Source organism: Phycisphaerae bacterium (assembly GCA_035275405.1).
Lineage (GTDB): Bacteria > Planctomycetota > Phycisphaerae > UBA1845 > UTPLA1 > DATEMU01.
Map to the genome: position 1 here is coordinate 116,268 of DATEMU010000001.1, position 25,593 is coordinate 141,860.

22 protein-coding genes and 1 tRNA gene are annotated in these 25,593 nt (G+C 63.1%); 12 read left to right on the top strand and 11 right to left on the bottom strand.

Annotation, left to right across the window (positions count from 1 at the left end):
- Nucleotides 1-130 precede the first annotated feature (130 nt).
- Together VJZ71_00420 and VJZ71_00425 are read left to right on the top strand one after the other, a co-directional pair.
- On the top strand, nt 131-1,741 hold the full coding sequence (locus tag VJZ71_00420; protein HKQ46516.1) for a S1 RNA-binding domain-containing protein: 1,611 nt from the start codon (nt 131-133) through the stop codon (nt 1,739-1,741).
- A 138-nt stretch (nt 1,742-1,879) separates the two neighbouring features.
- Nucleotides 1,880-1,952, top strand: a tRNA-Phe gene (locus VJZ71_00425).
- A gap of 56 nt (nt 1,953-2,008) precedes the next feature.
- On the opposite strand, the gene VJZ71_00430 is transcribed toward VJZ71_00425, so the two are convergent.
- From VJZ71_00430 to VJZ71_00440, 3 genes are all read right to left on the bottom strand, one after another.
- Nucleotides 2,009-4,105 carry a hypothetical protein gene (locus VJZ71_00430; protein HKQ46517.1) on the bottom strand — a complete coding sequence of 699 codons (2,097 nt, stop codon included), beginning with the start codon at nt 4,103-4,105 and terminating at the stop codon, nt 2,009-2,011.
- Between the two features lie 96 nt (nt 4,106-4,201).
- Nucleotides 4,202-6,073: a lipase maturation factor family protein gene (locus tag VJZ71_00435; protein HKQ46518.1), complete on the bottom strand. Its 1,872-nt coding sequence runs from the start codon at nt 6,071-6,073 to the stop codon at nt 4,202-4,204.
- Between the two features lie 69 nt (nt 6,074-6,142).
- On the bottom strand, nt 6,143-7,552 hold the full coding sequence (locus VJZ71_00440; protein HKQ46519.1) for a proline dehydrogenase family protein: 1,410 nt from the start codon (nt 7,550-7,552) through the stop codon (nt 6,143-6,145).
- Between the two features lie 150 nt (nt 7,553-7,702).
- Between VJZ71_00440 and VJZ71_00445 the strand changes: the two genes are divergently transcribed.
- Entirely contained in the window at nt 7,703-8,482 is a 780-nt protein-coding gene (locus VJZ71_00445) for a hypothetical protein (protein HKQ46520.1), read from the top strand.
- Nucleotides 8,483-8,484: 2 nt separating this feature from the next.
- On the opposite strand, the gene VJZ71_00450 is transcribed toward VJZ71_00445, so the two are convergent.
- On the bottom strand, nt 8,485-9,975 hold the full coding sequence (locus tag VJZ71_00450; protein HKQ46521.1) for an aldehyde dehydrogenase family protein: 1,491 nt from the start codon (nt 9,973-9,975) through the stop codon (nt 8,485-8,487).
- Nucleotides 9,976-10,161: 186 nt separating this feature from the next.
- Here VJZ71_00450 and VJZ71_00455 point away from each other — a divergent pair, with 186 nt between their 5' ends.
- From VJZ71_00455 to VJZ71_00475, 5 genes are all read left to right on the top strand, one after another.
- Entirely contained in the window at nt 10,162-11,211 is a 1,050-nt protein-coding gene (locus VJZ71_00455) for a hypothetical protein (protein HKQ46522.1), read from the top strand.
- 122 nt (nt 11,212-11,333) lie between these two features.
- Nucleotides 11,334-11,882: a DUF2752 domain-containing protein gene (locus VJZ71_00460; protein HKQ46523.1), complete on the top strand. Its 549-nt coding sequence runs from the start codon at nt 11,334-11,336 to the stop codon at nt 11,880-11,882.
- Nucleotides 11,883-11,891: 9 nt separating this feature from the next.
- Entirely contained in the window at nt 11,892-12,596 is a 705-nt protein-coding gene (locus VJZ71_00465; GenBank protein HKQ46524.1) for a hypothetical protein, read from the top strand.
- A 125-nt stretch (nt 12,597-12,721) separates the two neighbouring features.
- On the top strand, nt 12,722-13,282 hold the full coding sequence (locus tag VJZ71_00470; GenBank protein ID HKQ46525.1) for a hypothetical protein: 561 nt from the start codon (nt 12,722-12,724) through the stop codon (nt 13,280-13,282).
- On the top strand, nt 13,279-14,400 hold the full coding sequence (locus VJZ71_00475; protein ID HKQ46526.1) for a glycosyltransferase family 4 protein: 1,122 nt from the start codon (nt 13,279-13,281) through the stop codon (nt 14,398-14,400). The genes VJZ71_00470 and VJZ71_00475 overlap by 4 nt, the downstream gene beginning before the upstream one ends.
- A 73-nt stretch (nt 14,401-14,473) precedes the next feature.
- On the opposite strand, the gene VJZ71_00480 is transcribed toward VJZ71_00475, so the two are convergent.
- Nucleotides 14,474-15,808, bottom strand: coding sequence for an AAA family ATPase (locus VJZ71_00480; GenBank protein ID HKQ46527.1), 1,335 nt, complete (start codon nt 15,806-15,808; stop codon nt 14,474-14,476).
- A 142-nt stretch (nt 15,809-15,950) separates the two neighbouring features.
- On the opposite strand from VJZ71_00480, the gene aroC reads away from it, so the two are divergent.
- The 4 genes from aroC to VJZ71_00500 all read left to right on the top strand — a co-directional run bounded on the left by aroC (nt 15,951) and on the right by VJZ71_00500 (nt 19,529).
- Nucleotides 15,951-17,111 (top strand): chorismate synthase, encoded by a 1,161-nt coding sequence (aroC, locus tag VJZ71_00485; GenBank protein ID HKQ46528.1) that lies wholly within the window; start codon nt 15,951-15,953, stop codon nt 17,109-17,111.
- A gap of 40 nt (nt 17,112-17,151) precedes the next feature.
- Nucleotides 17,152-18,717: a hypothetical protein gene (locus VJZ71_00490; GenBank protein ID HKQ46529.1), complete on the top strand. Its 1,566-nt coding sequence runs from the start codon at nt 17,152-17,154 to the stop codon at nt 18,715-18,717.
- Nucleotides 18,718-18,865: 148 nt separating this feature from the next.
- The gene (locus tag VJZ71_00495; GenBank protein ID HKQ46530.1) at nt 18,866-19,150 is read left to right on the top strand and encodes an HTH domain-containing protein; all 285 of its coding nucleotides are present in this window, start codon (nt 18,866-18,868) and stop codon (nt 19,148-19,150) included.
- A gap of 73 nt (nt 19,151-19,223) precedes the next feature.
- Complete coding sequence (locus VJZ71_00500) at nt 19,224-19,529, top strand: panthothenate synthetase (protein ID HKQ46531.1); 306 nt, start codon at nt 19,224-19,226, stop codon at nt 19,527-19,529.
- Between the two features lie 72 nt (nt 19,530-19,601).
- On the opposite strand, the gene VJZ71_00505 is transcribed toward VJZ71_00500, so the two are convergent.
- From VJZ71_00505 to flhA, 6 genes are all read right to left on the bottom strand, one after another.
- Nucleotides 19,602-19,913: a hypothetical protein gene (locus VJZ71_00505; GenBank protein ID HKQ46532.1), complete on the bottom strand. Its 312-nt coding sequence runs from the start codon at nt 19,911-19,913 to the stop codon at nt 19,602-19,604.
- 122 nt (nt 19,914-20,035) lie between these two features.
- Nucleotides 20,036-20,809 carry a FliA/WhiG family RNA polymerase sigma factor gene (locus VJZ71_00510; GenBank protein HKQ46533.1) on the bottom strand — a complete coding sequence of 258 codons (774 nt, stop codon included), beginning with the start codon at nt 20,807-20,809 and terminating at the stop codon, nt 20,036-20,038.
- A gap of 5 nt (nt 20,810-20,814) precedes the next feature.
- Nucleotides 20,815-21,099, bottom strand: coding sequence for a hypothetical protein (locus VJZ71_00515; protein ID HKQ46534.1), 285 nt, complete (start codon nt 21,097-21,099; stop codon nt 20,815-20,817).
- Nucleotides 21,100-21,169: 70 nt separating this feature from the next.
- A complete protein-coding gene (locus VJZ71_00520) occupies nt 21,170-22,072 on the bottom strand; it encodes a MinD/ParA family protein (GenBank protein HKQ46535.1) in 903 nt (300 codons plus the stop codon).
- Nucleotides 22,069-23,418 (bottom strand): flagellar biosynthesis protein FlhF, encoded by a 1,350-nt coding sequence (locus VJZ71_00525; GenBank protein HKQ46536.1) that lies wholly within the window; start codon nt 23,416-23,418, stop codon nt 22,069-22,071. Before VJZ71_00525 ends, VJZ71_00520 begins: the two co-directional genes overlap by 4 nt.
- On the bottom strand, nt 23,418-25,592 hold the full coding sequence (gene flhA / locus VJZ71_00530; protein HKQ46537.1) for a flagellar biosynthesis protein FlhA: 2,175 nt from the start codon (nt 25,590-25,592) through the stop codon (nt 23,418-23,420). Before flhA ends, VJZ71_00525 begins: the two co-directional genes overlap by 1 nt.
- Nucleotide 25,593 lies beyond the last annotated feature (1 nt).

A 25,593-nucleotide genomic window follows, 5' to 3' on the forward strand; every position in this document is an offset into this window, starting at 1 on the left:
CGGCGGAGACTCGACATGGACCGCCTGTTAAGGTACGCTATTCTCTGTTGTTGGACGCTTCGCCGAGTGTGAACCAATTGGGGGAAATCCGAGAATCGCTCGATGGTTTGTTAGTCACGCCTTCTCTCCTATGACCGAACCCACGCACCTATCTGATCAACCCGACACCCCGGGCACCGCGCTGGGATCCACGGCCTCCGCCGATCCCTTCGCGAACCTGCGGACCGATCTACCGGTCGACATGTCGGAGGGAGACGCCGCGATTGACCGTGCGGTGGAAGAGGCCATGGACGGGGCGACGCTCGACGATTTGGCGGCGGCTGCCGCGCGGACCCCGACGCCCCAGGAGCCCATCGAGGGGTCCATCCTCAAGGGCCGCATCGCCAACATCGGCTCGCAAGACGTGCTCATCGACTTCGGCGGCAAGAGCCTCGGCGCGATGTCGCTGACCGAATTCAGCCAGGACGAAAAATACGCTGTCGGCGACGACATCGAAGTGGCGCTCGTCGGCGGAGAGGATTTGCCCGGCGGCCTGCTCGCCGTCTCCCGGCGCAAGGCCCGGCAGATGTCGCTCTTGCGCGACTTGAAAGCCGGCACGATTGTCGAAGGTGTCGTGAAGGGGATGAACAAGGGCGGCCTGGAGGTCGACATCGACGGCCTCCGCGGCTTTATCCCCGCCAGCCAGGTCGATCTCCACTTTCTCAAGGACATCTCCGCCCTGCTCGGCCAAACGATCCACGCGGAAGTGACCAAGTGCGATCCGAACGAGGACTCCATCGTCCTGTCCCGTAGGAAGTATCAACAGAAGGAAGACGAGCATCGCAAGGCCGAGACCTTCGCCGCACTGCAGTTGGGAGAGATCCGCCGCGGCAAGGTGCGCAGCCTGACGGAATATGGCGCGTTCGTGGACATCGGCGGCATGGACGGCCTCCTGCACGTGACGGACATGAGCTGGGGCCGCGTCAACAAGCCCGAGGAAGTCCTCAAGGTCGGCGACGAGATCGAGGTCAAGATCATCAAGCTCCAGCGCGAGGAGCGCAAAGTCTCCCTGAGCCTGAAGGATGCGCGGCCCAACCCCTGGGAGAGCGTCGCCCAGCGCTACAATGTCGGCGACCAGCTCAAGGGCCGCGTTCTGCGATTGCAAAACTTCGGGGCCTTCGTGGAGTTGGAGCCGGGCGTCGAGGGGCTCCTGCCCGTGAGCGAACTGAGTTGGACTCGTCGCGTGCGCAATCCTGCGGAGATTCTCAAGGAAGGCGACGTGATCGATGTCAAGATCCTGGCCGTCGACGCGGAAAAGCGCCGGCTCGCGCTCAGCATCAAGAATCTGAAGGAAGACCCCTGGGCGGCGGCGAAGGAAAAATACGCGCCGGGCACGGTGTTGACCGGCAAAGTCGCGCGGACGGCCGATTTCGGCGCCTTCGTGGAGTTGGAAGAGGGGATCGACGGACTGGTCCACATCTCCGAACTGGCGGATGCCCACGTCAAGAATGTGACGGACAAAGTCAAGCCCGGTCAGGAGGTCGAGGTCCGCGTGCTGGGCGTCGATACCGAGGCGAAAAAGATTTCGCTGACGATGAAAAAACCGCCCGCGCCGCCATCGCCGGAGGAACTGGCCCGGCGGGAGCGCGAACGCCAGGAGGCGCAGAAGCGGCGCGAGAAACGCGAGTCGCGCCGCGGTGGCATCACCATCGGCTGGGACCAGGGCCTCGGCGGATTGGACCCGTCAAAATTCGCTCGCTAAGCATAACGTTCGGCGCCCCTGCCGGCCGTTGAGATTGAGCGACGCTGCGGTGTCGACGACTTAGGACAGCCCGCGTCCTTGCCAACCTCGACAAATCGGCTAATAATCTCCGTCCCAAACCAACGCGTTTGGCTGCCCGGGTAGGTAGCTCAGTTGGTAGAGCAACGGACTGAAAATCCGTGTGTCGCCGGTTCAATTCCGGCCCTACCCAATACGGTTTCTACTTCTGAAAGTGAACGGAGACCGTTCCGTGACACCAAATCGGTATCACTCGCCGGGGTTGTCATCCAGTGCAAGGAGGAATGCGATGAGATCCGTCTGCTGTTGAAAATTGAATCCGTTTGCAGGGTCAACGAAAAACTCATGACCCGTGCCCTCGACCCCGTTGGTCACCAGCGTCGGATCGGACGCGTTGTTCTCCAGGAGAATCCGGCGAAGATCGCGGTCGAGCAGCACGCGAAGCGAATTGCCCGCGTGAACCGCTCTTCCTGATTTGGTCGTGCCCGGAATGCCGATTCCGCCGCGATCGACGACCAAATAGCTCCCATCCGCCGCAACGTGGATCGCCCCCTCGGTCGACGCAACGCTTCCGTCGTGCAGGTAGGGCGCCTTGAAGTAAGTGCCCAGCAGTCCGGTCACCTTGTAGCCGCCTTCGGGATTGTCAAGGCCTCGCGGAAGCAGCAAGTTGCTGGAAGCGCGGGGATCCGGTGGGAGGACAATGAGATTCGGATTGGAAGGGAGCGGCACAGGCTGGTCGAAGCTGGGCACGCTGGCCTCGACCAATCGGCCGTCGTAGATACGCCGGCCTTTCGCCCGCTTCGGGCTGGTCTTGATCTCGCTGTAGGGAATGATGCTGCCGTTGGTGAAGTAGGGCGGTGTGTGGCAGGAGATACAGTTGGCCGCGCGAAAGACTTCGGCTCCGCGAAGCACTGCTCCGCTGTGAAGGTTGATCTGGTTCTCAGGTGATGTGTTCGGCGGCACGGTCAGGCTCTGCTGAAACGCGGACAGCGCCAACACCGAATACATAAAGGTCTCATCGGGCGGACTGAAAACCAGGCCGTTGAGCGAAAAAAGGGAAGGACTGGGATAGCCGGGCAGTTCAAGGAGCACTCCGCGTTCCGCGCTGGGGTAATTCTGGCGCAGCCATTCCGACGGCTTCACATCGTTCGGCAGCCGCAATGCCGGATCACCGGCGTTCTGCAGGACGAGCCCGAGGTAGACTTCCGGGTCGAGATCGGCCACCAGGCGGCTGATCGTTGCTGGAGAAAGGAAGTTGATTTCAAACGAGTGCACGGCGCTGGACAGCGCCGCCACTCCGCCAAACGGCCCAATCTGAAAGCCGCCATCCCAGCCCATGCCTCCTTCGCCGAAGACGAAACAGTCGGGGATCTTGCTCACTGCCGTCGTTGCATCGGCGGCCGCGTCGAAGCCGCCCGGGGGAATCGTCAGCACCACGTCGTCGACAGCCGCCTCAAAGGCCACCGGATCAGGGAGTCGAACCGGATGGCCTTCACTGTCGATAATGCGTCGTCCGGTCAATGGAAAGCGAGGGTCGAACGGATCAATCTGGTTCTTGTTGAATCTCAGAAAGGAAGAGGTTGTGTTCGTAGAGAGCGCAAGGAACAGGCCGATGTTCAGATCGGGATTGGCCCTGCCCGTCACCATGCGGCCAGAGGCGGGGTCCACCGATGCGTGGCAGGCGGCGCAGCTCACGCCCCCGCTCTGCAACCCGACGGGGCCCGTTTCACCCGCGGCAATATCCATGCCTGTGCTGACTTCCGACCCGGCTGGAAAAACCCGGGAGCCCAAGCGCAGATCACGATCCGGACGGATCTTGAGATTGGTCTCGGCCAGGCGGAAGCGCAGCAACAAAGTGAGTAGAGTCTGTCGCCGAAAAGCGAGGATGCCATCGGGGTCCTTCGCGGGATCGACCGGCACGAGCGCGTCGAGCGTAATGGCGAAAAGCTGATTGGTCTCCGCAAAAATTTGTCCGATCGAGGCCGGGTCTCCCAACAGCTGATTAAAGAAACGATCCCGCCCATCGGAGATGAGTTTATCCGAGATATGGATCAGCCCTATACGGGCAAAACTTTCCGGCAGGTTGGGATCGAGTCCGGCGGCGGTGACGAGTGATCGGGCCTCGTCCGGGCTCTTTTGTGAGCCGAAGTGATCGTAGATGCTGGTAGGGAGCGCGGGCGCCGGTGATAATAACGAACAAATCACCGGATCGTTGCAGTTCGGAATCGGTGTCGCAAGGAGCGCGATGGAATCGCAGCCCACCATCGCCCAATTCAGTGTCAGAGCAACGCCAGTGACAAGGGAGGAAGTCGCCCCAATGCCCCGGGCCACTTGCCGTCGGTTCATGGATCTTCTCACACGGACTGTCGCCTGGAAAACACAGATCGTAACCGTTCGGCAGTTCCGATTCAATCGGGAATTGATCAACCGAGCCAATCATGCTCATTTTCGATTCTGTCTAAGCCCATGAAGCGAAATCGGCGGAAGATAAAGCCCCTGTCGTTCTCGCTTCCACCACTCGCCGGTCGCTGCGCGTGCGGCGCGCGTCGTAAAGTTATACCGGTAGAGCACGGCGCGCAGGTACTTCGGAGCGCGGTCGGGGTATGGCGTCTTGACCAGAAGGCCGGTTACCGCCGGTGAGCCCTCGAGCAGCCGAACCGCGAAGCGCGCGAACCACGCCGGATAGCGCGGCGCAGCCAGCGCGGCGAACCACATCTGCCAATCGAGGCGTGGTTGATGCGGTTCGATGAATGCCGGCGCTGTTTTCAGGTCGCCCGGTTTGAATTGAAACTCATATTCGATCCAGGTCCGACCGTCGTCGCTGCCTTCCAGGACAATCTCCGGCCGGGTCGTCGTCATCACCCGGAACAGGCCGTAACCGTTAATCGATCGAAACGGCCGCACGTAGGACAGCGCGCGGGACACGCCCGGAGAGACATCACGGCCGGTGAGTTCCTGACAGAACTCCGCCGTGCTGACGGTCACCATGAAGACCACCGGGACCGCGATGCTTGCGCGGCGCCAAAGGGGGCGTCGGACCGCCGGAGGAACGTGTGCGACTGGTCCGCGGGATAGCATGGCGTCGTCGAGCAGAAGGAAGCCCAGCGCGACCGTGAGAATGTTAAAGAAGTTGTAGTTTCCGGTCAGTCCGATCAGCAATTGCAGGGCCGCGAAGCCCCAGAACGCGAGTTGTTTCAGCCGCCGCGGCCCGAAGATGAAGAACGGCAGAACAAGTTCGATGGAGAACATGATCGCGCAGGAAACTTGTTGCAGCCAGCGCGGCAATTGGTGGGCATACCAGCCGATCCAGGTCGGCAGCGGCTGCGTCTCGTAGTGATAGGTAAGGGCCGTGAGGTCATGCCACGTAGCGTCGCCGTAACTGAGTTTCGTCGCACCCGAGAGAAACATCAGTTTGAACAGGAGCAGCCACAGCAGCCACACAAACGCGGTAGGGGGGTGATGTTCCGGCCCGCGCCAGGATCGAAGCCGCCACGGCGCGACGAAAACGGCGAGCAGTCCGGTCTCGAGCAGCAGCGTATCCCACTGAAAGCTGAAAAAATCCTGCCCCACGCTGACGAACGAAAGATACATCGCCCAGAGCGCCAGAAAGCACGGCCCTTGTGCGATTCCGAGGACGACGAGAATCGAAAGGAGAAGACCACCGGCGCACAATCCCGCCAGAACGTTGTCAGACGCCCCGATCCACCAGCAGAGGGAGGGAACCCGCCAATATCCTTCCAAATGTCGCTCCGGGCCCAGTTGTTGGCTGACGGCCTGAAGAAACTCCTCGGCGGGCAGAATTCCCAAGCGTCCGACAAGACCGGGCACCTGCGACCACGCAGACCAGAAGGCGATCAAATAGACCACGCCCAAAAGCCGCAGGAACGTGCGCATGCCCCTTTCAAAAGTCGGCCGGGCCGTGTGAGCGCCGTACAGAACGTTGGTCATCCGTGACATGAATGGCCGATGGCCCGCGACCCACGTGTAACATGCCTCACTGACGCCAGCCAACCCGGGAATGCGCCGATACGCCCCGTACATCCACCCGCGACCGGGCGCCTCCTGCAAGGCGCGCAAGATCGCCGCCGCCCCGCGCAGCGCCGTGCCGTCCGGCAGGATCAACCACGCGGCCTCCTTGAATTGCTCCGGCGTGATCTGGGGAAACTGCGCGGCCACTTCCTGCGACGGTGCGTAGTCCACCCGGTCGCCCGTCAGCGAGCGGCCGCGCTCTACCCAGCGGCGGCAAAAACCGCAATCGCCGTCAAAGATCATCAGGGGTTTGGTGAGGGTCGGCGACGGAGAGGCATCCGACATTCAGTAAATGATAGGAGACGATATATCTTTCCGCGAATGTTGAAAGAATTGGCGCAGGGCGCCTCCGCGTCATTTGCTCTTCGCCATTCTCACGCTCTGTTCCGGCCCCGGCATACGGAGCAACTCCGCAATCGGCACTTGACCGCCGAAGCTCTGACGCAGAAAGGACTCATTGGCGGTGTTCTCAATAAGCCGCCGAATCAGATAGGCCATTCCGGGAATAAGCTGCCCGAACGGCGCATACACGCGCAGCCGCTGGCCCATATCCACAACAGCGCGCTTGAGAGGGTCGCCCATCCCCGTGAGCATCTGCAATTCGATTGTTCGCGGCGGCAGGTCGGACGATTCCTCTAACGCCAGGGCGTGGGCGATCGAACGCACATTGTGGCTGGCGAAGGCCGGTCGGATAATGTCCGCGTTGTCGATCATCATCCGTGTAATCCGTTCGAACGACGCATCGGACTGCCATTTCTCGGTGAAGACCGGAATAGGCCGGCCTTCGCGGATCGCCTCGGCGGTTTCGGTATCCCAGTATGCCCCCTTCACCAGCCGCACGGTGATGGGTGTCCCTCGGCGGCGAGCCCAGTCGATCAGACCGGCCATGTCGCGCTCGCCATCGACCAGGTAGGCCTGAATCACGATTCCACAATCAGGCCAGTTGCTGAACTCCGGTTCCGACAACATGCGCTGGTAGAGATCCAGCGTCACATTCTTGATGGCGTAATGCTCCACGTCGATGTTGATGAACGCCCCGTGGCGCATCGCGGCGCGGAGGATCGGGCGCAGCCGAGCCAGTACCGCGTCGGCCGCCGTGGGGTCGGCCGGATCGAGATTTGCGACGATCCCCGTGAGTTTGATGGAGACGTTGACACGGGGGATGGTTCCCCAGGGGGCGGAGTCGAGGATCGGCGCGGCGGGCCAGCCAGGGGCCGCGAGGCTGAGCTGCTCGACCAGCCGGATGTAGAGCTGCTGCAATTCCTCGGCAACGCGGTCGGAATGGACCGTCTCTCCGAGGACGTCAAGGGTGAAGGCCATGCCGGATTGGCGCAGTTGGAGGACCGATTCGATCGCTTCTCGCGGCGTGCTGCCGCAGATGAATTGTGTGGCGGCGCGGAGCGCGGCGTACCTCGCGGCCCATGCGACCAGCCCGGCATGCCACGAATCATTTCGACGGTACGAAAGGGCGGCCTGAAAGGCCAGCGGCAGTGGCCGGCCGTGCTCTCCGTTGCGATCGACGGTTTCCTTGAGGCGCCGTGCAATCTCCTCAGGGGTTTGAAGCGATGGGAGGGCCTCGATGAACCGAAAGAGGCGAAGCTTCAGGTCCTCATCGCGCGTCAGCCATTCCATCCCCCGCGTCTGCCAGTATTCCTGTGAAAGGATAGATGGAGCGGCGGCTTCGGCCCGGCGGAATATCTCTTCGCCGATTCGTCGCGTCGTGGTTTCTAGGCGGGATGGATCGATCGCGGACTTGGCTCGCACGAATGCACTCCGGACGCCCCAGTCTAGTGCCCCGCCCGGGAGGTCGCAAGAACGGTACAGGTTGGGGTGGTCCATCGCTTCAACGATGGGGACACGAATAATGGGCGCGGAATTGCATCCCCTCGGATGGGGCCTTAGACTCGCGCGACGATGACCAGCCGATCCATGTTCCGCGCGCTCGTTTCCCTCTGCGCCGTTCTCGCCATGACTGCCATCGGCTGCGAAGACAAGCGCCGCCACGCCGCCAACGAGGGCATTTCTGTCGAAGAAGTCACGCCGCCCGTCACCGCCGATGCCCCACCCGGCGACGTCGCCAGGGCCTTGCTCGCCGCCATGGACCGCGCACAGGACGCCCGCTCACGCGGCCTCGGTCAGCCCGAGCGACGCCAGGCGTATGAACGGGCCATGGCCGAGATCATGAGCCTGACCGCCAAAAAGGAAGTCGCCGAGCAGTTGCGTACCAGTGGGGCCGGTCATGTCGCCAAGGATATCACGGACGATGCCGCCTTGACGCTGACGGTCGAGTCCTGGGTCTCGCTGGTCGCACACTATGTGAAGGGATTGTTGCCGCAGACGCTCGTCCTACCGGGCGCTTCTCAAGCCATCGCCGATGTCCGCATCGCCGCCGAATCACCGCAGGACCAGGCCGTGCTCGCGTCGCTTCAGCCGACATCTCTGACATCGTCGCAGCCCGGCGCGACCTCTCAGCCGGCTTCGCCCGCGCAGCCAACACTGGACGCCCCAGCCCGCACCGAGGCTATTCGCCACGGTGTCAATCCATTGGCGCGGGCCGAGATTCAGATTCGCCTGAAAAACATCGACGGCCGCTGGCGAGCGACGGGGATTACCCTGGGGCCGGCCGGAATGACGCTGCTTCCGGTCGGGCCGACGAAAACGCAGATTACGACGACCCAGCCGAGCAACGGTTAGCGTCAGATCTTGACCGTCACCGTCTTCACCTCGGTGTAGTGCTGCAACCCGTACTCCCCAAGCTCCCGCCCGATGCCGGACATCTTGTAGCCGCCGAACGGCGCCCCCGCGTCGAAGACGTCGTAGCAGTTCACCCAGACCGTCCCCGCGCGGACGCTGTTCGAAATCCGCATAGCCTTCTCGATGTCCTTCGTCCACACCGCGGCGGCCAGGCCGTACACCGACTGGTTCGCCCGCTGCGTGACTTCCTCCACGTCCTTGAACGGCATCACGCACATGACCGGGCCGAAGATCTCTTCCTGCGCGATGGTCATCTCGTCTTTCACGCCCGTGAACACCGTCGGCTCGATGAAGTAGCCCTTGTCGCCCACGCGGCTGCCACCGACGGCGCGCTTGGCCCCCTCCTTGTTGCCCTTGTCGATGTAACTCATTACACGGTCGAACTGCTCGCGCGAGACCTGCGGGCCCTGGTGAGTCTTCATGTCGAACGGATCGCCTACGCGGCGGCTCTTGGCGATGCCGACGAGCTTCTCCACGAACTGATCGTGAATCTTGTCCTCGACGTACAGCCGCGACCCCGCGCAGCAGCACTGCCCCTGGTTGAAGAACAGGCCGAAATAGGCCCCCTGGATCGCCGCGTCCGCGTCGGCGTCGGCGAAAACGATGTTCGGGCTCTTGCCGCCGAGTTCGAGGCTGACGCGCTTCAGATTGCTCTTCGCCGCCGCCTCCATGATGAGGTGCCCGACTTCCGTCGAGCCGGTGAAGGCGACCTTGTCCACGTCCATGTGCTTGGCCAGCGCACCGCCTGCTCCCGGTCCCATGCCCGGCACGACGTTGATGACGCCCTGCGGGTACCCCGCCTCCAGGGCGAGCTGCGCAACAAACAGCGACGTCAGCGGCGTCTGCTCGGCGGGCTTGAGGATGACCGTGTTGCCCATCGACAGGGCCGGTCCCCACTTCCACGCCTGCATGAGCATCGGGAAGTTCCAGGGGATGATCTGTCCGCACACGCCGACCGGCTCGTGCCGCGTGTAGCAGAAGTACGGCCCGTTGATCGGGATCGTCTTGCCGTGGTTCTTATCAGCCCAGCCCGCATAGTACCGATAGCACGCGATCGTCAGCGGCAGGTCGGCGTTCAGCGAATCGCGCAGCGGCTTGCCGTTGTCCAGCGTCTCCAGCGCCGCCAGTTCGTCCTTGTGCTTCTCAATCAGGTCGGCCAGCTTGTACATCAGCCGCCCGCGCTCCGCCCCGCTCATCTTCGCCCACGGTCCGCTGTCAAAGGCCTTCCGCGCCGCCTTCACGGCCTTGTCGATGTCGGCGGCATCGCCCTCCGCGACCTGCGCGATCGTGTCGCCGGTCGCCGGGTTGATCGTCTCAAAGGTCTTGCCGCTCGCGGCATCGACCCATTGGCCGTCGATGAGACACTTGGTGTACTTGATCTTGACGTCCGGCTTGGCGGGGGCGGCGGTTGGCGTTGCGGTCGCGGTAGCCATGGTTTGGTCCTCCTGGCTTGATGGTGTCTGGACTTGTTGTGGACAAACGACGCCTCAGGCCCGGCTCGAAGGAGCCTGATTCGCAGGAGTAGGATAGGGATTCTCGAAGGGGCTGTCAAAAACCGCAAGCTGAATAAAGAGCGTTGTCAGCTTGGCCCCCAATAAGATTGCTGAGATAATCGCGGCATGAAAGGGCCGGAACACATTCTTTCCACGGCCGTTCCTCGCAAACGCGAAGGCGAACCGGGTGTGCTGAGGGCAGTCAAGATCGGCGAGCCGTCGTATCGGTTTGTATTCGTGGTCGTGGCCACCCTGATAGTCATCGTACTGATCGGCGTGCCGTTTAGGTGGCGCGCGACGTCGAAACAATGGATCGTCGTTGCAATCGCTGGGGGAGTTCTCTTTGTCGTATTCTTGCGTGTATGGGGATCGCTACTGCAGCGGCGCATCGCCAATGCAATTCGGCAATCAACTGACGAGAGCGCCGAGACCATCGTGCAAGGGTTCCTCAAGCGCGAATTCGCGTCGTCGACTTCCTATCCCACTGCCTGTCTGGAATTTGTGAAGGCTTTGGCATCGCGGGGTCGGATCGACGAAACCTTTCTCTTATTGTCCAAGACGCCTTGCCCGGAAATCGACCCTATCAACGAGTCTTTTGAGGCGAAGCTTTTGGATGAATCCGATGGTGCGTTTGAGGAACTGGATGCGGCGCTAAGCGGAAACGAAAAACGGATCGAGGAAACGGCCGAACGAATGCGCCAATCCCAAGGGGACACACTAAGCCTCCGACGGATCAAGAGAAACATGAAGATGAACGGGGGCCGATGGCTTGTGGGAGTCTATCTTTTTACCATTTTCGTCCAGATGATCGAATCCTGGCAACAAAAAAGAGTTACTGGCCTGTTCCTTCTACAAACGACCTATCTGCTATTGTTCCTACTCGTTCCCCACGGGATGACATGGTGGAAGCCGCAACAATGGTGGGCCGTACCCGGTGGGTTGGTCCATCGATGGTCGGGCCTCTTCGATCGCAAAAGCAAGGTCCACTTGTTCAACCGGCGCAACAGCGTCTTGTGCGTCTATGAGGGCTGGCGGCATACTTGGCTCCTCGCCGTCGCCGATCAAACCCAAAGCGCGATGCGATCCGCCACGGTCAGCGAAGTCAACTTTCTCTTGCACGCCTGGCTCAGTCCGCTCCATCCCCCGCCGGTCGAAAAGCTCGTCGACCTTCAATGACCATAATCGCCCCGCACCATCCCATAACGCCGCCATTTTCGTACTCGCACCTGATCCGCCCAGCACAATAGACTCCTCTAACGCGTGATTGAGCGACAATTCGCGGGTATACTCCCTTGGTCATGGAGCCTTCACCCCTTTCCTCCCTCAGCCCGCCTTTTGCGGCCCGCTTGGACGATCGCCGGTCCTCTCTTCTGGCCCGCTGGATCGGACCGCGCATCCCCGTCAGCAACAAGGCGCGTCTCGCCGCTGCGGCGACGGCCCTCGTCTGCAGCGCCGTCCTCACCATCGCGTCCCTCCTCACGCCCGACTCGCGCGGCTACGGAACTCACCAGCAGCTCGGCGGCAACGCCTTCGCCCCCTGCGGCACGATGCTCGTCACCGGCTATCCCTGCCCGACCTGCGGCATGACCACGGCCTTCGCCCACGTCATGCACGGTCATCCCATCGCCGCGCTCCTTGCCCAGCCGACGGGCATGTTGCTCTGCCTCGCCACGATCGCCGCCGTGGCCGTTTCGATTCGCATCGCCCTGACCGGCCGCGCGCCAACCGTGAACTGGCATCGTTTCGCCCCCGTGCCGGTCGCACTGGCGCTGTCCTTCTTTTTCATCGGCGGCTGGGCCTTTAAGGTCGTGCATGGCCTGCTGGCGGGCACGCTGCCGGTGCGATAAGGTACAAGAATGACGAATAGCGAATGGCGAATAGCGAGTGACGGAAACGACGATGCCCACTCCCTTTTTCGCTATTCGCTATTCGCTATTCGCAATTATCCGTGCTTAGCGCTTCTCGCCATCCTGCCCTTCCTGCTCAACTGTCAAGCGATGTATTTCTTGACGACCACGGAAACCAAGACCGTCCAGGCCGAATATGCCAAGATCGGCCATCGAAAGGTCGCGGTCGTCGTCTGGGCCGATCGCTCGACGCTGGACGCTGATCCCCGGGCCCGCCGCCGGGTCTGCGATGCCGTCCTGTACGACCTGAAAAAGCACCTTCTCGACGCCCAGTTCGTCAAGGCCCAGGAGATCGAAGACTTCCAGGAAAGCTCCGGTCTGGACTGGGAGGGCATGACGCAGTTGGAGACCTGCAAGGAACTCAAATGCGACATGGTCCTGCGGATTGATCTATTGGATTACACGACGCGCTCGCGCGCGGCACACGAACTGCGCCGCGGCCGCGTGCGTGGGACGGTCAGTCTTTACGAGGCCGAGTCCGGCGAGCAGGCGGTCTATTCGACCGATGTAACGGCCTCCTATCCGCCTGCCGACAAACAAGCGTCGACGGACGAGACCGACGCGGAGCTGATCCGCGAGGCGGTGACGCAGTTCGGCCAGGAAGTGGGAAAGAAATTTCACGACCACGAAGAATCGCTGAGGGGGCGGAAGTAATGAATAGCGAATGGCGAATTGCGAATAGCGAAATAGGGAGCCGGCGTCCACTACGTCTTCATTCGCTATTCGCTATTCGCTATTTGACATTGGTTCTCTGCGCCGCTCTCCCCGGCTGCATCCAGATGGCCGCCGCCATCACGAACATCACCGGCGGCGACTGGATCGAACCCGAGTTCGAACTGACCAAGGAGCCGCTTCTGGTGCTCGTGGATGATCGCGGAGGGCAAATCTCCGAGCCTAAGGCGATCCGCGAGGTGCATCAGACGATCTCGGAGATTTTCCTGGAGTTCAATGTCAACAAGCGCATCGTGCCGTTTCAGGAGTGGCAGAATCTCCAGGCCGACCGCAATTATTCCAAGATGAGCGCCCGCCAGATCGGCGAAAAGCTCGGCGCCGAGCAGGTCCTGTACATCAGCATCGATCGTTTCACACTCAATTCGGAGTCCGGCGCCCCGATCTTCAAGGGTGAGTTCGTCGCCCGCGTTAAAGTACTTTCCACGGAGCGCAAAAAAGACGTGCGACTCTGGCCGGACGAGGAGTCGGGCCGGCGCGTCTCGGCGACGACGGACCCCACGCCCGCCGACGGCGACAAATCCGGCGCCGATGTCGCCGCCGAATTGGGCATCAAACTCGGCCAGGAGGTCGCGCAGTTCTTCTACGGTCGTCGCGAGTTTGACCAGTGACCGCGGTCCTGCACGTCCTCGACGGCGCCTGCGACGAGACGCAGTGGCACGTTCTCGACATTCTCCTTGCGCGCCTCGCCGACGGCCATGATCCCCACACGGTCTGCACGATCCACCCGCAGGCGATGCGCCGCGCCCATCAACCCGAAGGCGGCGTCATCCGCCGCGCCGAACAGAGGCTCTGGCGCGCCATGAACTACGCCCCGCGGCTGCCCGCCGCCGCCCGCGAATGCGGCGCGCAAATCCTGCACGCCTGGGGCCCGCAGGCCGCCGCCGTCTGCAGCGCCCGACTGCCCGCCACGCCGCTCGTCGTCACCTTGCTCGATCCCCATCATGCCCGGGATTCGGCCAGCCGGCTGCGTTCGCTTCCCGACTGGTCCGCCGTCATTGTCGGCAGCCAGGTCGCCCGTAAACAACTGGTCACCGCCGGTGTCCCACCGGAGCGTGTCGTCGTCATCCGCGGCCCGGCGGATTTCGCGGCCATCAACAAGGCCCGCGCCGCCGGTCTCCGAGCCAGGGTGGTGGGCGAATCCCGGCCCGTCGTCCTCATGCCCGGCCCGCCATCCCGTGCGGGCGGTCAGTTCTACGGCCTCTGGGCAGCGGCGATTGTGCGCCAGGTTATCCCGTCCATTCGCATCCTCATGCCGTATGAATCCGCCGAATCGCACCGTCTACGCCGTTTCGTCGAACAGATTGAAATGAGCGATATGCTTGTCGTGCCGGACGCGCGCTGGTCGTGGCCGCAGCTGGTCACCTGCGCCGATGTCTTCCTCTGTCCCGCCCACGACGAGATCGCCACAGAACCGATCGCCCTTGCCATGGCCGCTGGTCTCGTCATTGTCGGCACCGCCGTGCGCAGCGTCGCCGAATTGATCGCCGACAAGAGCAACGGCTTTTTGTGCAAGCCCAACGATCCGCGCGCGTTGGCCGGACGCCTCCTGACCGCCCTGGAGGACGCGGACCTCGCGCGGCGCGTAACGGAAGTCGCCCGCGGCCAGGCCTATGAGGTCTTCGGCGTCCGAGCCTTCGCCGACAACTACGCCCGCGTGTACGAGAACATCCTCACCGGTCGTCCCTGCGGTGATGCGGTGCACGACACGGCTTACGAACCGGCGTGAAGTTACTTGGCGAGGTGCTTCCGTCCTCGGCCGTCCATCGGGAAATGGGGATGCCGCATCGCGGCGGTCGCGATCACATGATCGTGAAATAGACCGACACGGCGTAATCGAAGAGCTCCGCCGTAATGGCCGGGGGTCGCCCCAGGTAAAGGCAGCGGTTCTTCGCCTGGAGCAAAAGGTCGCGAGGCTGGCAGAATCGAAACGGCCGGCCGGTCGGGCGATAGTGTTTTTCAATCAGATGGTCGACGGCCGCGCGGGCCTGGTCGTCGAAGGTGAACCCCAGACCGGGGGAGACGAACTCGAAGAGCTTGCGAAACGCGGTTTCCTCCGCGTCCGGGACGTTGATCTTGTACGGGATTCGCCGCAGGAACGCGTCGTCACAGAGGTCCTTGGGCTCGAGGTTCGTCGAGAAGATGATGAGCTGATCAAACGGGACCCGCACCTTCTTTCCGTTGGGCAGGGCGAGGTAGTCGAAGCGCTTCTCGAGGGGGACGATCCAGCGATTGAGCAACTCGATCGGTTTCATGCGCTGGCGGCCGAAGTCGTCGATCACGAGCGTGCCGCAGTTCGACTTGAGCTGCGTCGAGGCCTCGCAGGTGCGGCTGGCCGCATTGTACTGCACGTCGAGGGCCTCCATGGTTAGCTCGCCGCCCACAACGATCGTCGGCCGCCGGACCTTCACCCAGCGCGTGTCGATCTGGTCCTTTTTGAAGATGGAATCCCGGGCGACCGGGATCTCCTCGTGGACCGCGGGGTCGAACAGCTTAATGATCAGGCCGTCGACGATCAGGCAGCGTGGGATATAAATCTCGTCGCCGAAGCAGCGCGTGATCCGCTCGGCGATGGCCGTCTTGCCGTTGCCGGGGGGGCCGTAGAGGAACATGCCGCGGCCGGAATTAATCGCGGGGCCCAGCACATCGAACATCTCCTGGGTAATGAGCAGGTCGGAGAACGCGCGCTGAAGATCGTCCGCCTGCGGCGAAAGCGCGGTGATCGTCTGCGCCTGGATGCTGCTGATGTAGGCGTCGATGGGTACCGGCGCCGCCCCGACATACATCGACTCGACCATGAAACGGCGGGCCCGATCCCGGCCGGAGTCCGTCAGCGTGTACCGAAAGTCGTCCATTTCGGAGGCGCCGACGTAAACGACGATCTGCTGCTGCTTGAGACCGGCGAGGTAATCCACCACCGGCCGCGCGGGCAGGCACAGCTCCTCGGCGATCTTGGCGCCCATCGCTGAGCCGACGCCGAACAGATATTTGAGGATCAGCGACTCAACCGTCGCCGGGTCGAGGCCCGCCCTCTTGAATGATGCGGGCGGCTTCGGAAAGAACCCGCCCTCCGGTTCGGGCGGCGTCCCGGGATGAGACGCGGTCATGGGCGCGGGCGACGTTAACATCGCAGTCATCGATAAACCCCCAGCGTGCGCGCAGCGCGCAGGCACTTAATTCTCGGATATAACCAACGGACTCTTGCCCCAATCCCGTGTGATTCAAGGGCTGTCCCATAAGACGACGACGCTTTGAGCACCGCGCCGTATAATCGGACCAATGGCCCTCCTCGACTATCGAACCGCCGGCGAATCGCACGGCCAGGCGCTCATCGTCCTCATCGAAGGGCTGCCCGCCGGGCTCAAACTGGACCTCGATGCCATCAACACGGCGCTGCATCGCCGCCAAGGCGGCTTCGGTCGCGGCGGGCGGATGAAGATCGAGCAGGACCACGCGACGATCCTGTCGGGCCTTCGCTCCGGCGTTACGATCAGCTCACCCCTGGCCATCCAGATCGCGAATCGTGACGCCCGCATCGACTCCGCCCCGCCGATCCATCGACCGCGGCCCGGTCACTCCGATTTTCCGGGGGCAATGAAGTGGCTGACGACGGATTGCCGCGGGACTCTGGAACGAGCCAGTGCCCGCGAGACGGCCTCGCGAACGGCGGCGGGGGCTGTGGCGGCCTGTCTGCTAAGCGAATTCGACATCGAAACGGTCGGCTACGTCGTGCAGATTGGGCCGGTCAAATCCGGGTCGACCGACGGTCGCTCGGCGGCGGAGCTGCGGACCGCACGAGACGCGAACGAAGCGTATTGTCCGGAAGCGACCGCGGCGGAAGCCATGATCGCGGCGATCAGGCAGGCCAAGCAGGACAAAGACACGCTCGGCGGCATCGTCGAGGTCCGTGTTTTCAACCTGCCGCCGGGTATCGGCAGTTGCGCCCGCTGGCAGGACAAGCTCGACGGTCGCCTCATGGCCGCGGTCGGGTCGATCCAGGCGTTCAAGGGCGTGGAAATCGGGCTGGGTTTCGGCTGCGCCGAGCGCCCGGGCAGCCAGGTCCATGATGAGATTGATTTTGATGCGTCGCAGCGGGTCACACCGAACCTCGGCTTCGTTCGCCGCTCCAATAATGCGGGAGGTCTGGAAGGGGGGATGACCAACGGGATGCCGCTCGTCGTGCGCGGCGTAATGAAGCCGATCAGCACGCTGCTGAGGGGGCTGGACAGCGTGAACCTGCAAACGCTGACGCCGGAGCGGAGCGATTACGAACGCAGCGACATCTGCGCCGTCCCGGCAGCGAGCGTCGTCGCCGAGCATGTGGTGGCGTTTGAAGTGGCCCGGGCGTTCATGGAGAAATTCGGCGGCGATACGCTGGAGGAAACGCGGGCGAGTTATCGGTTCTTCCTCGACGCCGCGCGCCATCTTGCCAATCCCTGACGCGACGTGCGAATCACCCGTTTAACCCGTTCTAACTCCCATGCCCCACACCCGACCAATCCTCCTGTCCTTTGCCATCCTGCTCGTCGGCGGGTCGCTGGCGTGGACGACCGGTTACGCGATCCACCTCCGCAGCGAAGACTATCGGAAGGAGGTCGAGGTCGACCTCTCCAACTTCTTTGAGCTGCCCAGCGAGGTCGGACGGATTCGCGGGCGGACTTTCTCCAGTCGCTCCTTCCACGATGTCGCCATCTGGCTCCCCGACCGCCGCGACCAGGTCTTCGGCTGTAAGGAAGCCGTCTGGCACGAAGTCGAAACCGCCGGCGGGGAGCATCACGAACTCGATCTTCGCGACGGCGTGCTCGCGCTGGGCAGCGATCGCTGGGTCAAGGAGGACTTCCGGCAGGTGCTCGAGTCCGGTCTGGGCCACAATTTCGAGGACCTCAACCTTACGCGCGTCGGGCTGGCGGGCTTCGAGGTCTCGTTTCGCAAGCGCGATTTTGCCATCCGCTGCCGCCAGACGTCCGGCGAGATCGACGTCAGCGATCCGGCCAACGGCATCGCCCGGCTTCACGCCTACGAACTTAACGGCCATCCCATCGCCCAGGGCGTGCAGATCTACGCCCGCTTCCTTCCGAAGAACGGCGTGCAGGTCCACGAAGTGCAGCTCAGCCTGCCCACCGTCCCGCTCGAGACGATCGGTCTGGATTCGCTCCTCGGCGGTCAGGTCACGCACGGTCGCTTTTCCGGCAGCGTGCAATTTCTGCAAAACGCCTCCGATCCGGAAGTCTGGGTCCGCGGACAACTCGAAGACGCGGAACTGGGGGAACTGACCCGCACCATCGCCCTCGGCCCGCTCTCCGGCCGCATCTCCGTGAACGTCGACGGCGCCCGCATCGCCCGATCGGTTGTCACGCACCTGCGCGGCAGCGGCCGCATCAAGAAACTCTCCCTGGCCTCGTTCGCCCCGCTCGTCAGCACCGGCGAACTGGCGGGCACCGCCTCCTTCGACATCGACGTCGTCGATCTGGCGATGGGCCACGTCAATCGCCTGCGCTTCGGCGGCGTCGTGGAGGGGCTCTCGCTGGAATCGATTCTCGCGCCGTGGGGACGCGGCTCAGCGACCGGGCGGCTCAGCGTGCGCGTCAACAACATCGAGATCGTGGACGACCATATCAAGTCCGCGGACATCGAGGTCTCGGCCGTCCCGCCCGCCGGGGGCCAGGGCACGATTGACCGAGCGCTGATGCTCTCCGCCGTGGAGAAGGCCTTTCACTTCGCTTGGCCGGAGTCGCTGCCGCAGAACCTCCTTCCCGAAAAAGTCGAGTATGCCGAGTTCGGCCTGCGGCTCCTCGTCCGGGACGATCAGCTTCGCATCCTCGGCACCCACGGCGACGACGGCAACACGATCCTGACCATCCGCATCGCCGGAATGACCTTCGGCGTCGTCAAGAGCCGCCCCGGTCACATCGACCTGGGGCCATACCTGACGGAGATGCTGGAACGGGCGCGGGCCTACGATCCCGAAAGGGTCCGCGACTGGTGGCGCAGGCATCACGACGCCATCCGTCCGCCGGGCCCGACCTCCTCCGCTCCCGACCGTTGACCGCTGCGGAGGCACCGGCCACTGTCCACTTCGTATCCTCTCCCCCTTTGATCGGCCCGCGTGGTTCGTTAACATGGGACGGCGGTGTACTTCTCATCGATCGGGCCGGCGACTCTCGGTCCGACGAACCCTGCAAGGAGGACGGTGAATGTCGCTCACCCTCACGATCGACGGCGACCAGCTTTGCCGGCTGGTGAAGATCTGCAAGCTCATCGGCAACGGCCGGCCGGCGATGTTTGACAAGCTAAAGCGCCAGATGAAGGCCTCGCGGCGGACGATCTTCCGCGACTTCAAGGACCTCGAGAAGATGGGCATCCAATACAAGCTGGACCGCAGGGGCTACCGCATCCCCCAGAAACCCTCCGCCTGCCGCAAGCTCATCGTGGCCTACCAGATGAAGGCGGTGAACCGGCTGCTGGCGAAGTGTAAGTAGATATTGCGTGAGCGTTTTGTGGCTCTTGTAGCGACCCCGCTTGACAGGGTTGGTGAATCATCGGGAGAAAGCCATGCGATTCCTCCTCAACGTAAGAATTCCCCACCGTGAATTCAATGCCGCCGTGATGGACGGTTCGGTCGGCTCCAAGATCAGCCGGATCCTGGAGCACACCAAGCCCGAGGCCGTCTATTTCACCGAGCAGCACGGCCAGCGCGGCGCGGTGCTCGTCGTGGACCTGGCCGACCCCTCAAAAATCCCCGCCCTGGCCGAGCCCTGGTTTCTCACCTTCCACGCCGACGTGGAGTTCCGCGTGGCCATGACGCCGGACGACCTGCAAAAAGCCGGCCTCGAAAAGCTCGGCCAGCAATGGGCGTAGTGGCTGTGCGCCGCTTGTTGACTTTTCGCCATCTGCGGTGCGCTTTGGATTGTCGAACAACTTAGCGGGAACCTACGCCGACAAATCAACGTGCGCCAGCCCGTCCGCGTCTGTCGTGATGCCGTCATCGACCGCGCTGTCGTCCGTGGGCTCCTCGGGCGGGGAGTCCTGGCGGCCCTGGCTGCCCAGACCGCCGGAGTCGGTGTGGACCTGGGTGTCCGCGTCGGTCGATTCGACTTCCAGAATCGCGTCGGGGCCCGCGCCGACCCCGCGCGAGCGATCGGTCGTCGCGTTGCGGGCCGCGTCGGTGTCGCGGGCCTGCTCGGCCTGGGCCGGGCCGGATTGGAGGACGGAGGCGATGGGGCTGGGCGGGATGGCGGACATACAAGTAGAGCGGGCGATGCCCGCCGTTGAATACTACGGCTGACGGCCGGCTGTGGCTGCAACGGAATCGATGGGTGAAACCGGCCGGCCCCACATACCACGGCCAGCAGGGGCGCCGGCCGCTACACGCGGAATTCAGGGTCGCGCTGTTTCAACTGGAATCGGAGCCGATCGACGATGGCCGAGTGCATCTGGCTGACGCGGCTCTCGGACAGGTCGAGCGTCACGCCAATCTCCTTCATGGTCATTTCTTCGTAATAGTAGAGGATAAGGATCAGTCGCTCCGTGGGCGTCAGACCCTTTTGAATCAGGTTCTTGAGGTCGGACTTTTGCAGTTCCTGCAGGGGCGTGGTCGACCGGTCGTCCTTGAGCACGTCCACCTCGGCGACATCGCGTGAAGAATCGCCGCCAAACGCCTTGCGCGAGAGGGAGGTCATCGAAACGGCCGTCGAGTCGCGGTTCATGCGGTCGAACTCACCGGCGGAGACGCCAATCCGATCGGCGACCTCGCGGTCCGTGGGGATGCGCCCCAGCTCGCTTTGCAGCGACTTGGTGGCGGACTGGATTCTCTGCGAGCGGTTGCGCACCAGCCGCGGCACCCAGTCCATCGAGCGCAGCTCGTCGAGGATCGCCCCGCGGACGCGCGGGGAGCAATACGTCTCGAACTTGACCCCGCGCTCCATGTCAAAGGCCTCGATGGCGTCGATCATGCCGAACATCCCGGCGGAGATGAGATCGTCGATGTCCACCTCGTTCGGCAACTTCGAATGCACCCGCTCGGCGTTGAACCGGACGATGTGGGCATAATGTTCGATTAGCGCGTTGCGCAGATCGCAGGTCGGCGCCTTCTTGTACTCGCTCCAAACCGATTGAATGTCCGTTTCGATCGCCGGCATAGAATTCAACTCCTCGCGTCTGGGGTTACGTTGGACCGCGCGGTCAGGCGGCCGTTTCCGTTGTGGTTTTCACTGGGGGCGGCGATCGGCGCTGGGTCATGGGTATCGGTCTTCTCATTGACGACGACGACGGCGATCCATGCGGCGACACTGCCGAGAACAAAGCCCCCGGCCAGACCGGCGACGGATCGCAGGATGATGTTTTCGATAGGATTGCCGGCGAGAAGCCCGGCGAGAATCGTGGCGCTGAAAATAAGCAGTCCACAACATGCACCGCAAAGTCTGGCCACGGACTTCCCTCAGCCGGGTCACGTTTGGTTACCGGCACCCTTTTCGCATCGGCGGGCAGTACCGTCCGATTCAGTAGAAAAAGCCTAGGGCGCGGCGGAAAAAGCCCTCGGACGGTTGGGTGGGCGGCTTGGCTCCGGCGACCCGCTGTGCCAATGCTGCTATACACGTCGCGGCGGGGCATTTGGGGAATTGTGTGACGAAGGGCACACGCTGCCTCACGGCCTGGCGGACGTGCTCATCGCGCAGGATATGCCCATGCGCCGCCAGGCCCACCCCGAGGAACCGCGCTGCAACCGACGCGACCCGGTCGGCGACGACCTGCCCTTCGCGGAGCGTGGCGGCCTGATTGACGACGAGAGCGATCGGCGGGTGGTAATCGGAGCGGCTAAGGACCTTGACCAGTGCGTAAGCGTCCGTCAAAGCCGTTGGCTCCGGAGTGGTCACGAGGATCAGTTCATCGGCGGCGCGGGTGAAGGAGAGGACGTTTTGCGAGATTCCCGCGCCGCAATCAAGGAGGAGGATGTCGCAGTCGGCTTCGAGCGCGCCGAGTTCGTCGATCAGTCGGCGGCGCTCGAGCGGGCCGAGGTCCGCCGCGGCGGAGAGACCGGACGCCCCTGCGATGAGGCGTAGGTTGTGTTCGATACGAACGGCCACGTCCTGCAGGGTGCGGCGACCTGAGATCACGTCGGAGAGGCCGTGGGGCGATTGAATGTTCATGATGACATCGACGTTAGCCGTGCCGAGATCGGCATCGACGAGGACGACGCGCTTCCCCTGGCGGGCGAGGGCCAGGGCGAGGTTGACGGCGATGTTAGTTTTCCCGACGCCGCCTTTGCCGCTGGCGACGGCGAGGACGCGGGCTCGGAGACCTGAGGCGTGAGGCTTGAGGCTTGCGGAGAGCGCAGACTCGCGGTGGTCCTGTCCCATCAGGAGTCGAAGCTGCGTGGCCTGGTCGACAGGAAGGGCGCTCATGCCACGGCCTCATAAGAGGGATTAAGGGACTGTGGGATTGAGGGATTAAGAGTCCCAGGACTCTGGTCAGCGGGTTCCTCGCCGAGGATGAGTTGCGCGACACGGCGTGCGCTGGCGACTTCGATGTCGTCGGGCACCGATTGACCGGTCGTGAGGTATGAGAGCCGCAGGTTGAGATTGTGGAGGACGTTGACGATGACGCCGAAGCCGACAGCCTCGTCGAGCTTGGTGAAGATGACCTGCCCCGGTGAGAGAATCGCGAACTTCTCGGCCGCCTCGCGGAGGGTTTCCTCGCGGCTTGTGGCGGAGAGAACGAGGTGGACCTGATCGGGGCGGATGGCGGCGAGCAGTTCGGCAAGTTCGGCTATCCGCGGCTCGTCCTTGGGGCTACGGCCGGCGGTGTCGATGAGGATCAGGTCGCAGGCATGCAGGCGTTTGGCAGCTTCCTGGATTTCGCCCGGCGTCGTGACGGCGATCAGCGGGATTTGCAGGATCTGCGCGTAGGTCTTGAGCTGCTCGACGGCGGCGATGCGGTAGGTATCGATGGTGATGAGACCGACGCGTCGGCCCTCGCGGAGCTTCATGTGGGCCGCAAGCTTGGCAAGCGTCGTGGTCTTACCGACGCCCGTCGGCCCCACGAGGGCGACGATCGTGGGGCGGCCGTCCGCGGTGAGTTCGAGCGGCGCGGCGGGCGGGAGCAACTCAGCGAGTTCGAGGGCGAGTTCGTCGCGAAGAGAGTGGCCCGTGGTCAGCGGAGCGTGGTCAGTGACGGGAGGTTGGACGAGGCGGCCTTGCGCGTCCCAAAAAGGCGCGGCGACGGTCGTTGGTGCATTCTCTCGTAGCCGGCGCGAGACTTTTTCGATGAGCTGCGTAACCAGCTCTTGCTCGACATGCTGGCTCAGGAGGCGAGTGTAGTACTCGATCAGATCGGCCGGGATGTCGGAAGGCGGCGCGGCCTGACGCTGCAAGAGATCGCGGACCATGGAGCGAATCTCGGAGAGGTCGCGCTTGACCGCGGGGTCGAGGGCTTGAGAGATTAAGGGAATGGGTGGTTGAAGGGCTGCGGTCGTTTGCGGATAGGGAATTGGAGATTGGGGATTGGGAATGCTACTGTCGTTCGCAATCTCCTGATCCCGATCCATAACCTGCTGCCCATTTGTCCGCGCTTCATCGATGTGTGGATCGGCCGTCGCGGTGATTTCGACAAAAACTCGTCCGCCGATGCCCAGCCAGCCGCCGCGCTTGAGGCTGCGGGTGTGGAGGATCATGGCGCCGCCGCCGAGGTCGGCCTTTACCTTCGCCAGGGCGTCGGACATGGTCTTAGCTTGGTACGTCTTGAGCTGCATCAGGATACTCCTGCGAATGAGAGGGAGGGATTGATGGATTCAGGGATCGAGGGATTGAGGTGAGACGTTTCCGGTTCCCGTGGCCCCTCGTCGATCGCCACCATTCCGTGCGTACGGACGTTTACGCCGCGGACGATCTCGCTGTAACTGAGTACTGCGACAGCCGGGAGAGAGGGCTCGATGAGCCGGCGAAGCAGCGGCCGAATCGGAGGAGAGGCGAAGACGATCGGCGACTTGCCGGCGGATTTTGGCGCGGCGGCGTCCAGTTCCGCGCGGATGGCCGTGGTGATCTTGCCCGCCATGGCCGGCGGCATGGTGAGATAGGACCCGCGCTCGGTCCGCTCGACGTGGGCGTTGATGGCGTCCTCGACCGACGGATCGAGCGTTACGCCGTGGACGGTGTTCTCGGCGTCGCGGTGCTGCTCGCAGATCGTCCGCGCCAAGGCGCTGCGGACGTATTCGGTGAGCACTTCGGCATCCTTGGTGCGACCGCCCCAATCGCCGAGCGTCTCCAGGATCGTCTCCAGATCGCGGATCGGCACGCGCTCGCGGAGGAGATTCTGCAGGACGGTTTGCACCTCGCCGACCTTGAGCGGCTCGGGAATGACCTCTTCGACGATCTTCGGGCTCTTTTCCTTGAGCGCGTCGAGCAGGCGATGCAACTCCTGGCGCGTCAGGAGTTCGGGGGCATGCCGCCGGATGATCTCTGTCAGATGCGTCGCCAATACGCTCGTCGGCTCGACGACTGTGTAGTTGCGATGTTGAGCGGTCGAGCGATCGTCCTCCGAAATCCAGAGCGCGGGCAGGCCAAAGGCAGGTTCTTTCGTCGTCAGGCCGTGGACGGGCTCGCTGACGGCGCCGGAGTCGATGGCGAGCAGGCGGCCCGGGATGATTTCGCCCTTGGCGATCAGCGCGCCGCGGAGCTTGATGCCGTAGTGATTCGGCTCCAGTTGGACGTTGTCGCGGATGCGAATAGGCGGGACGATCAGGCCGATCTCGCTCGCCATCTGGCGGCGAATGTTGGTGATGCGGTCGAGCAGGTCGCCGCCCTGTTTCTTGTCGACCAAGCGGATCAGGCCGTAGCCCACCTCCAATTCGAGTGCGTCGACGGCGAGTGCCGATTCGATCTTCTCCGGTTCCTTAGGCTTGGCGGCTTTGGCCTTGCCCGCCGCCATTTCCTCGCGGCGCGTGCGGCCGAACAGAAGGAACCCAATCCCGCCGACGCCAGCCGCCATGCACAACAGCGGAATCTTCGGCAGCGGCGTGAGCATTAGGACCATCAGGAATCCGCCGGTCAGGAGGAGGGAAACGGGGCGCGAAGTGATCTGACCGACGAGTTCCTCCCCCATGTTCGTCTTGGCGGTGGAGCGAGTGATGATCATGCCGGCGGCAATTGAGACAAGGAACGCGGGAATCTGGGCGGCCAGGCCGTCGCCGATGGTGAGCTTGGTAAAGACCTCCAGGCATTGTATGAGCGGCAGGTCTTTCTCGACGAGGCCAACGTAGATGCCGCCGAGGATGTTGACGATCGTGATGACGACGCCGGCGATGGCGTCGCCGCGGACGAACTTGCTGGCGCCGTCCATCGCGCCGTAGAAGTCCGCCTCGCGGGTGATGTTCTCGCGGCGGCGGCGGGCCTCCTCCTCATTGATCATGCCCGCGGAAAGGTCGGCGTCGATGGCCATCTGCTTTCCAGGCATGGCATCGAGAGTGAAGCGCGCGGCAACTTCCGCGATCCGCGTCGCGCCCTTGGTGATCACAACGAATTGAATGACGGTGATGATAATGAAGATGATGATCCCTACCGCGAGCGAGCCGGCGGCGACGAAATGGCTGAATTGCTCGATTACCCGGCCGGCGGCACCGGTGGTGCCGTCTGCGTTGGTCAGGATGAGCCGGGTAGTAGCGGTGTTTAGGACGAGGCGCAGCAACGTGAGGGACAAGAGCAGCGACGGGAATGACGAAAACTCCAGCGGCCCGTTCATATACATGACGGTCAGGAGAACGACGGCGCTGAGCGTAATGTTGGCAATGAGCAGGAAATCCAGCACCGGCGTCGGCAGGGGAATCAGGATGACCAGGACCAGCAGCATGGCCAGGATGGGGAAGATGAGCCCGCGATAGCTGTGCAGCGCGGTGGAGAAGCGGAGGATGGGCGATGGAGTTGTTGCCATT

Bases quoted from the DNA above. Each gene is read 5' to 3' on its own strand.
- VJZ71_00520 (HKQ46535.1), bottom strand. From the start codon at position 22,072: ATGAGCGCCCTTCCTGTCGACCAGGCCACGCAGCTTCGACTCCTGATG.
- VJZ71_00445 (HKQ46520.1), top strand. From the start codon at position 7,703: ATGACCAGCCGATCCATGTTCCGCGCGCTCGTTTCCCTCTGCGCCGTT.
- VJZ71_00510 (HKQ46533.1), bottom strand. From the start codon at position 20,809: ATGCCGGCGATCGAAACGGACATTCAATCGGTTTGGAGCGAGTACAAG.
- VJZ71_00430 (HKQ46517.1), bottom strand. From the start codon at position 4,105: ATGAACCGACGGCAAGTGGCCCGGGGCATTGGGGCGACTTCCTCCCTT.
- VJZ71_00500 (HKQ46531.1), top strand. From the start codon at position 19,224: ATGCGATTCCTCCTCAACGTAAGAATTCCCCACCGTGAATTCAATGCC.
- flhA (HKQ46537.1), bottom strand. From the start codon at position 25,592: ATGGCAACAACTCCATCGCCCATCCTCCGCTTCTCCACCGCGCTGCAC.
- VJZ71_00450 (HKQ46521.1), bottom strand. From the start codon at position 9,975: ATGGCTACCGCGACCGCAACGCCAACCGCCGCCCCCGCCAAGCCGGAC.
- VJZ71_00480 (HKQ46527.1), bottom strand. From the start codon at position 15,808: ATGACTGCGATGTTAACGTCGCCCGCGCCCATGACCGCGTCTCATCCC.
- aroC (HKQ46528.1), top strand. From the start codon at position 15,951: ATGGCCCTCCTCGACTATCGAACCGCCGGCGAATCGCACGGCCAGGCG.
- VJZ71_00420 (HKQ46516.1), top strand. From the start codon at position 131: ATGACCGAACCCACGCACCTATCTGATCAACCCGACACCCCGGGCACC.
- VJZ71_00495 (HKQ46530.1), top strand. From the start codon at position 18,866: ATGTCGCTCACCCTCACGATCGACGGCGACCAGCTTTGCCGGCTGGTG.
- VJZ71_00455 (HKQ46522.1), top strand. From the start codon at position 10,162: ATGAAAGGGCCGGAACACATTCTTTCCACGGCCGTTCCTCGCAAACGC.
- VJZ71_00460 (HKQ46523.1), top strand. From the start codon at position 11,334: ATGGAGCCTTCACCCCTTTCCTCCCTCAGCCCGCCTTTTGCGGCCCGC.
- VJZ71_00465 (HKQ46524.1), top strand. From the start codon at position 11,892: ATGACGAATAGCGAATGGCGAATAGCGAGTGACGGAAACGACGATGCC.
- VJZ71_00525 (HKQ46536.1), bottom strand. From the start codon at position 23,418: ATGCAGCTCAAGACGTACCAAGCTAAGACCATGTCCGACGCCCTGGCG.
- VJZ71_00505 (HKQ46532.1), bottom strand. From the start codon at position 19,913: ATGTCCGCCATCCCGCCCAGCCCCATCGCCTCCGTCCTCCAATCCGGC.
- VJZ71_00470 (HKQ46525.1), top strand. From the start codon at position 12,722: ATGGCCGCCGCCATCACGAACATCACCGGCGGCGACTGGATCGAACCC.
- VJZ71_00435 (HKQ46518.1), bottom strand. From the start codon at position 6,073: ATGTCGGATGCCTCTCCGTCGCCGACCCTCACCAAACCCCTGATGATC.
- VJZ71_00490 (HKQ46529.1), top strand. From the start codon at position 17,152: ATGCCCCACACCCGACCAATCCTCCTGTCCTTTGCCATCCTGCTCGTC.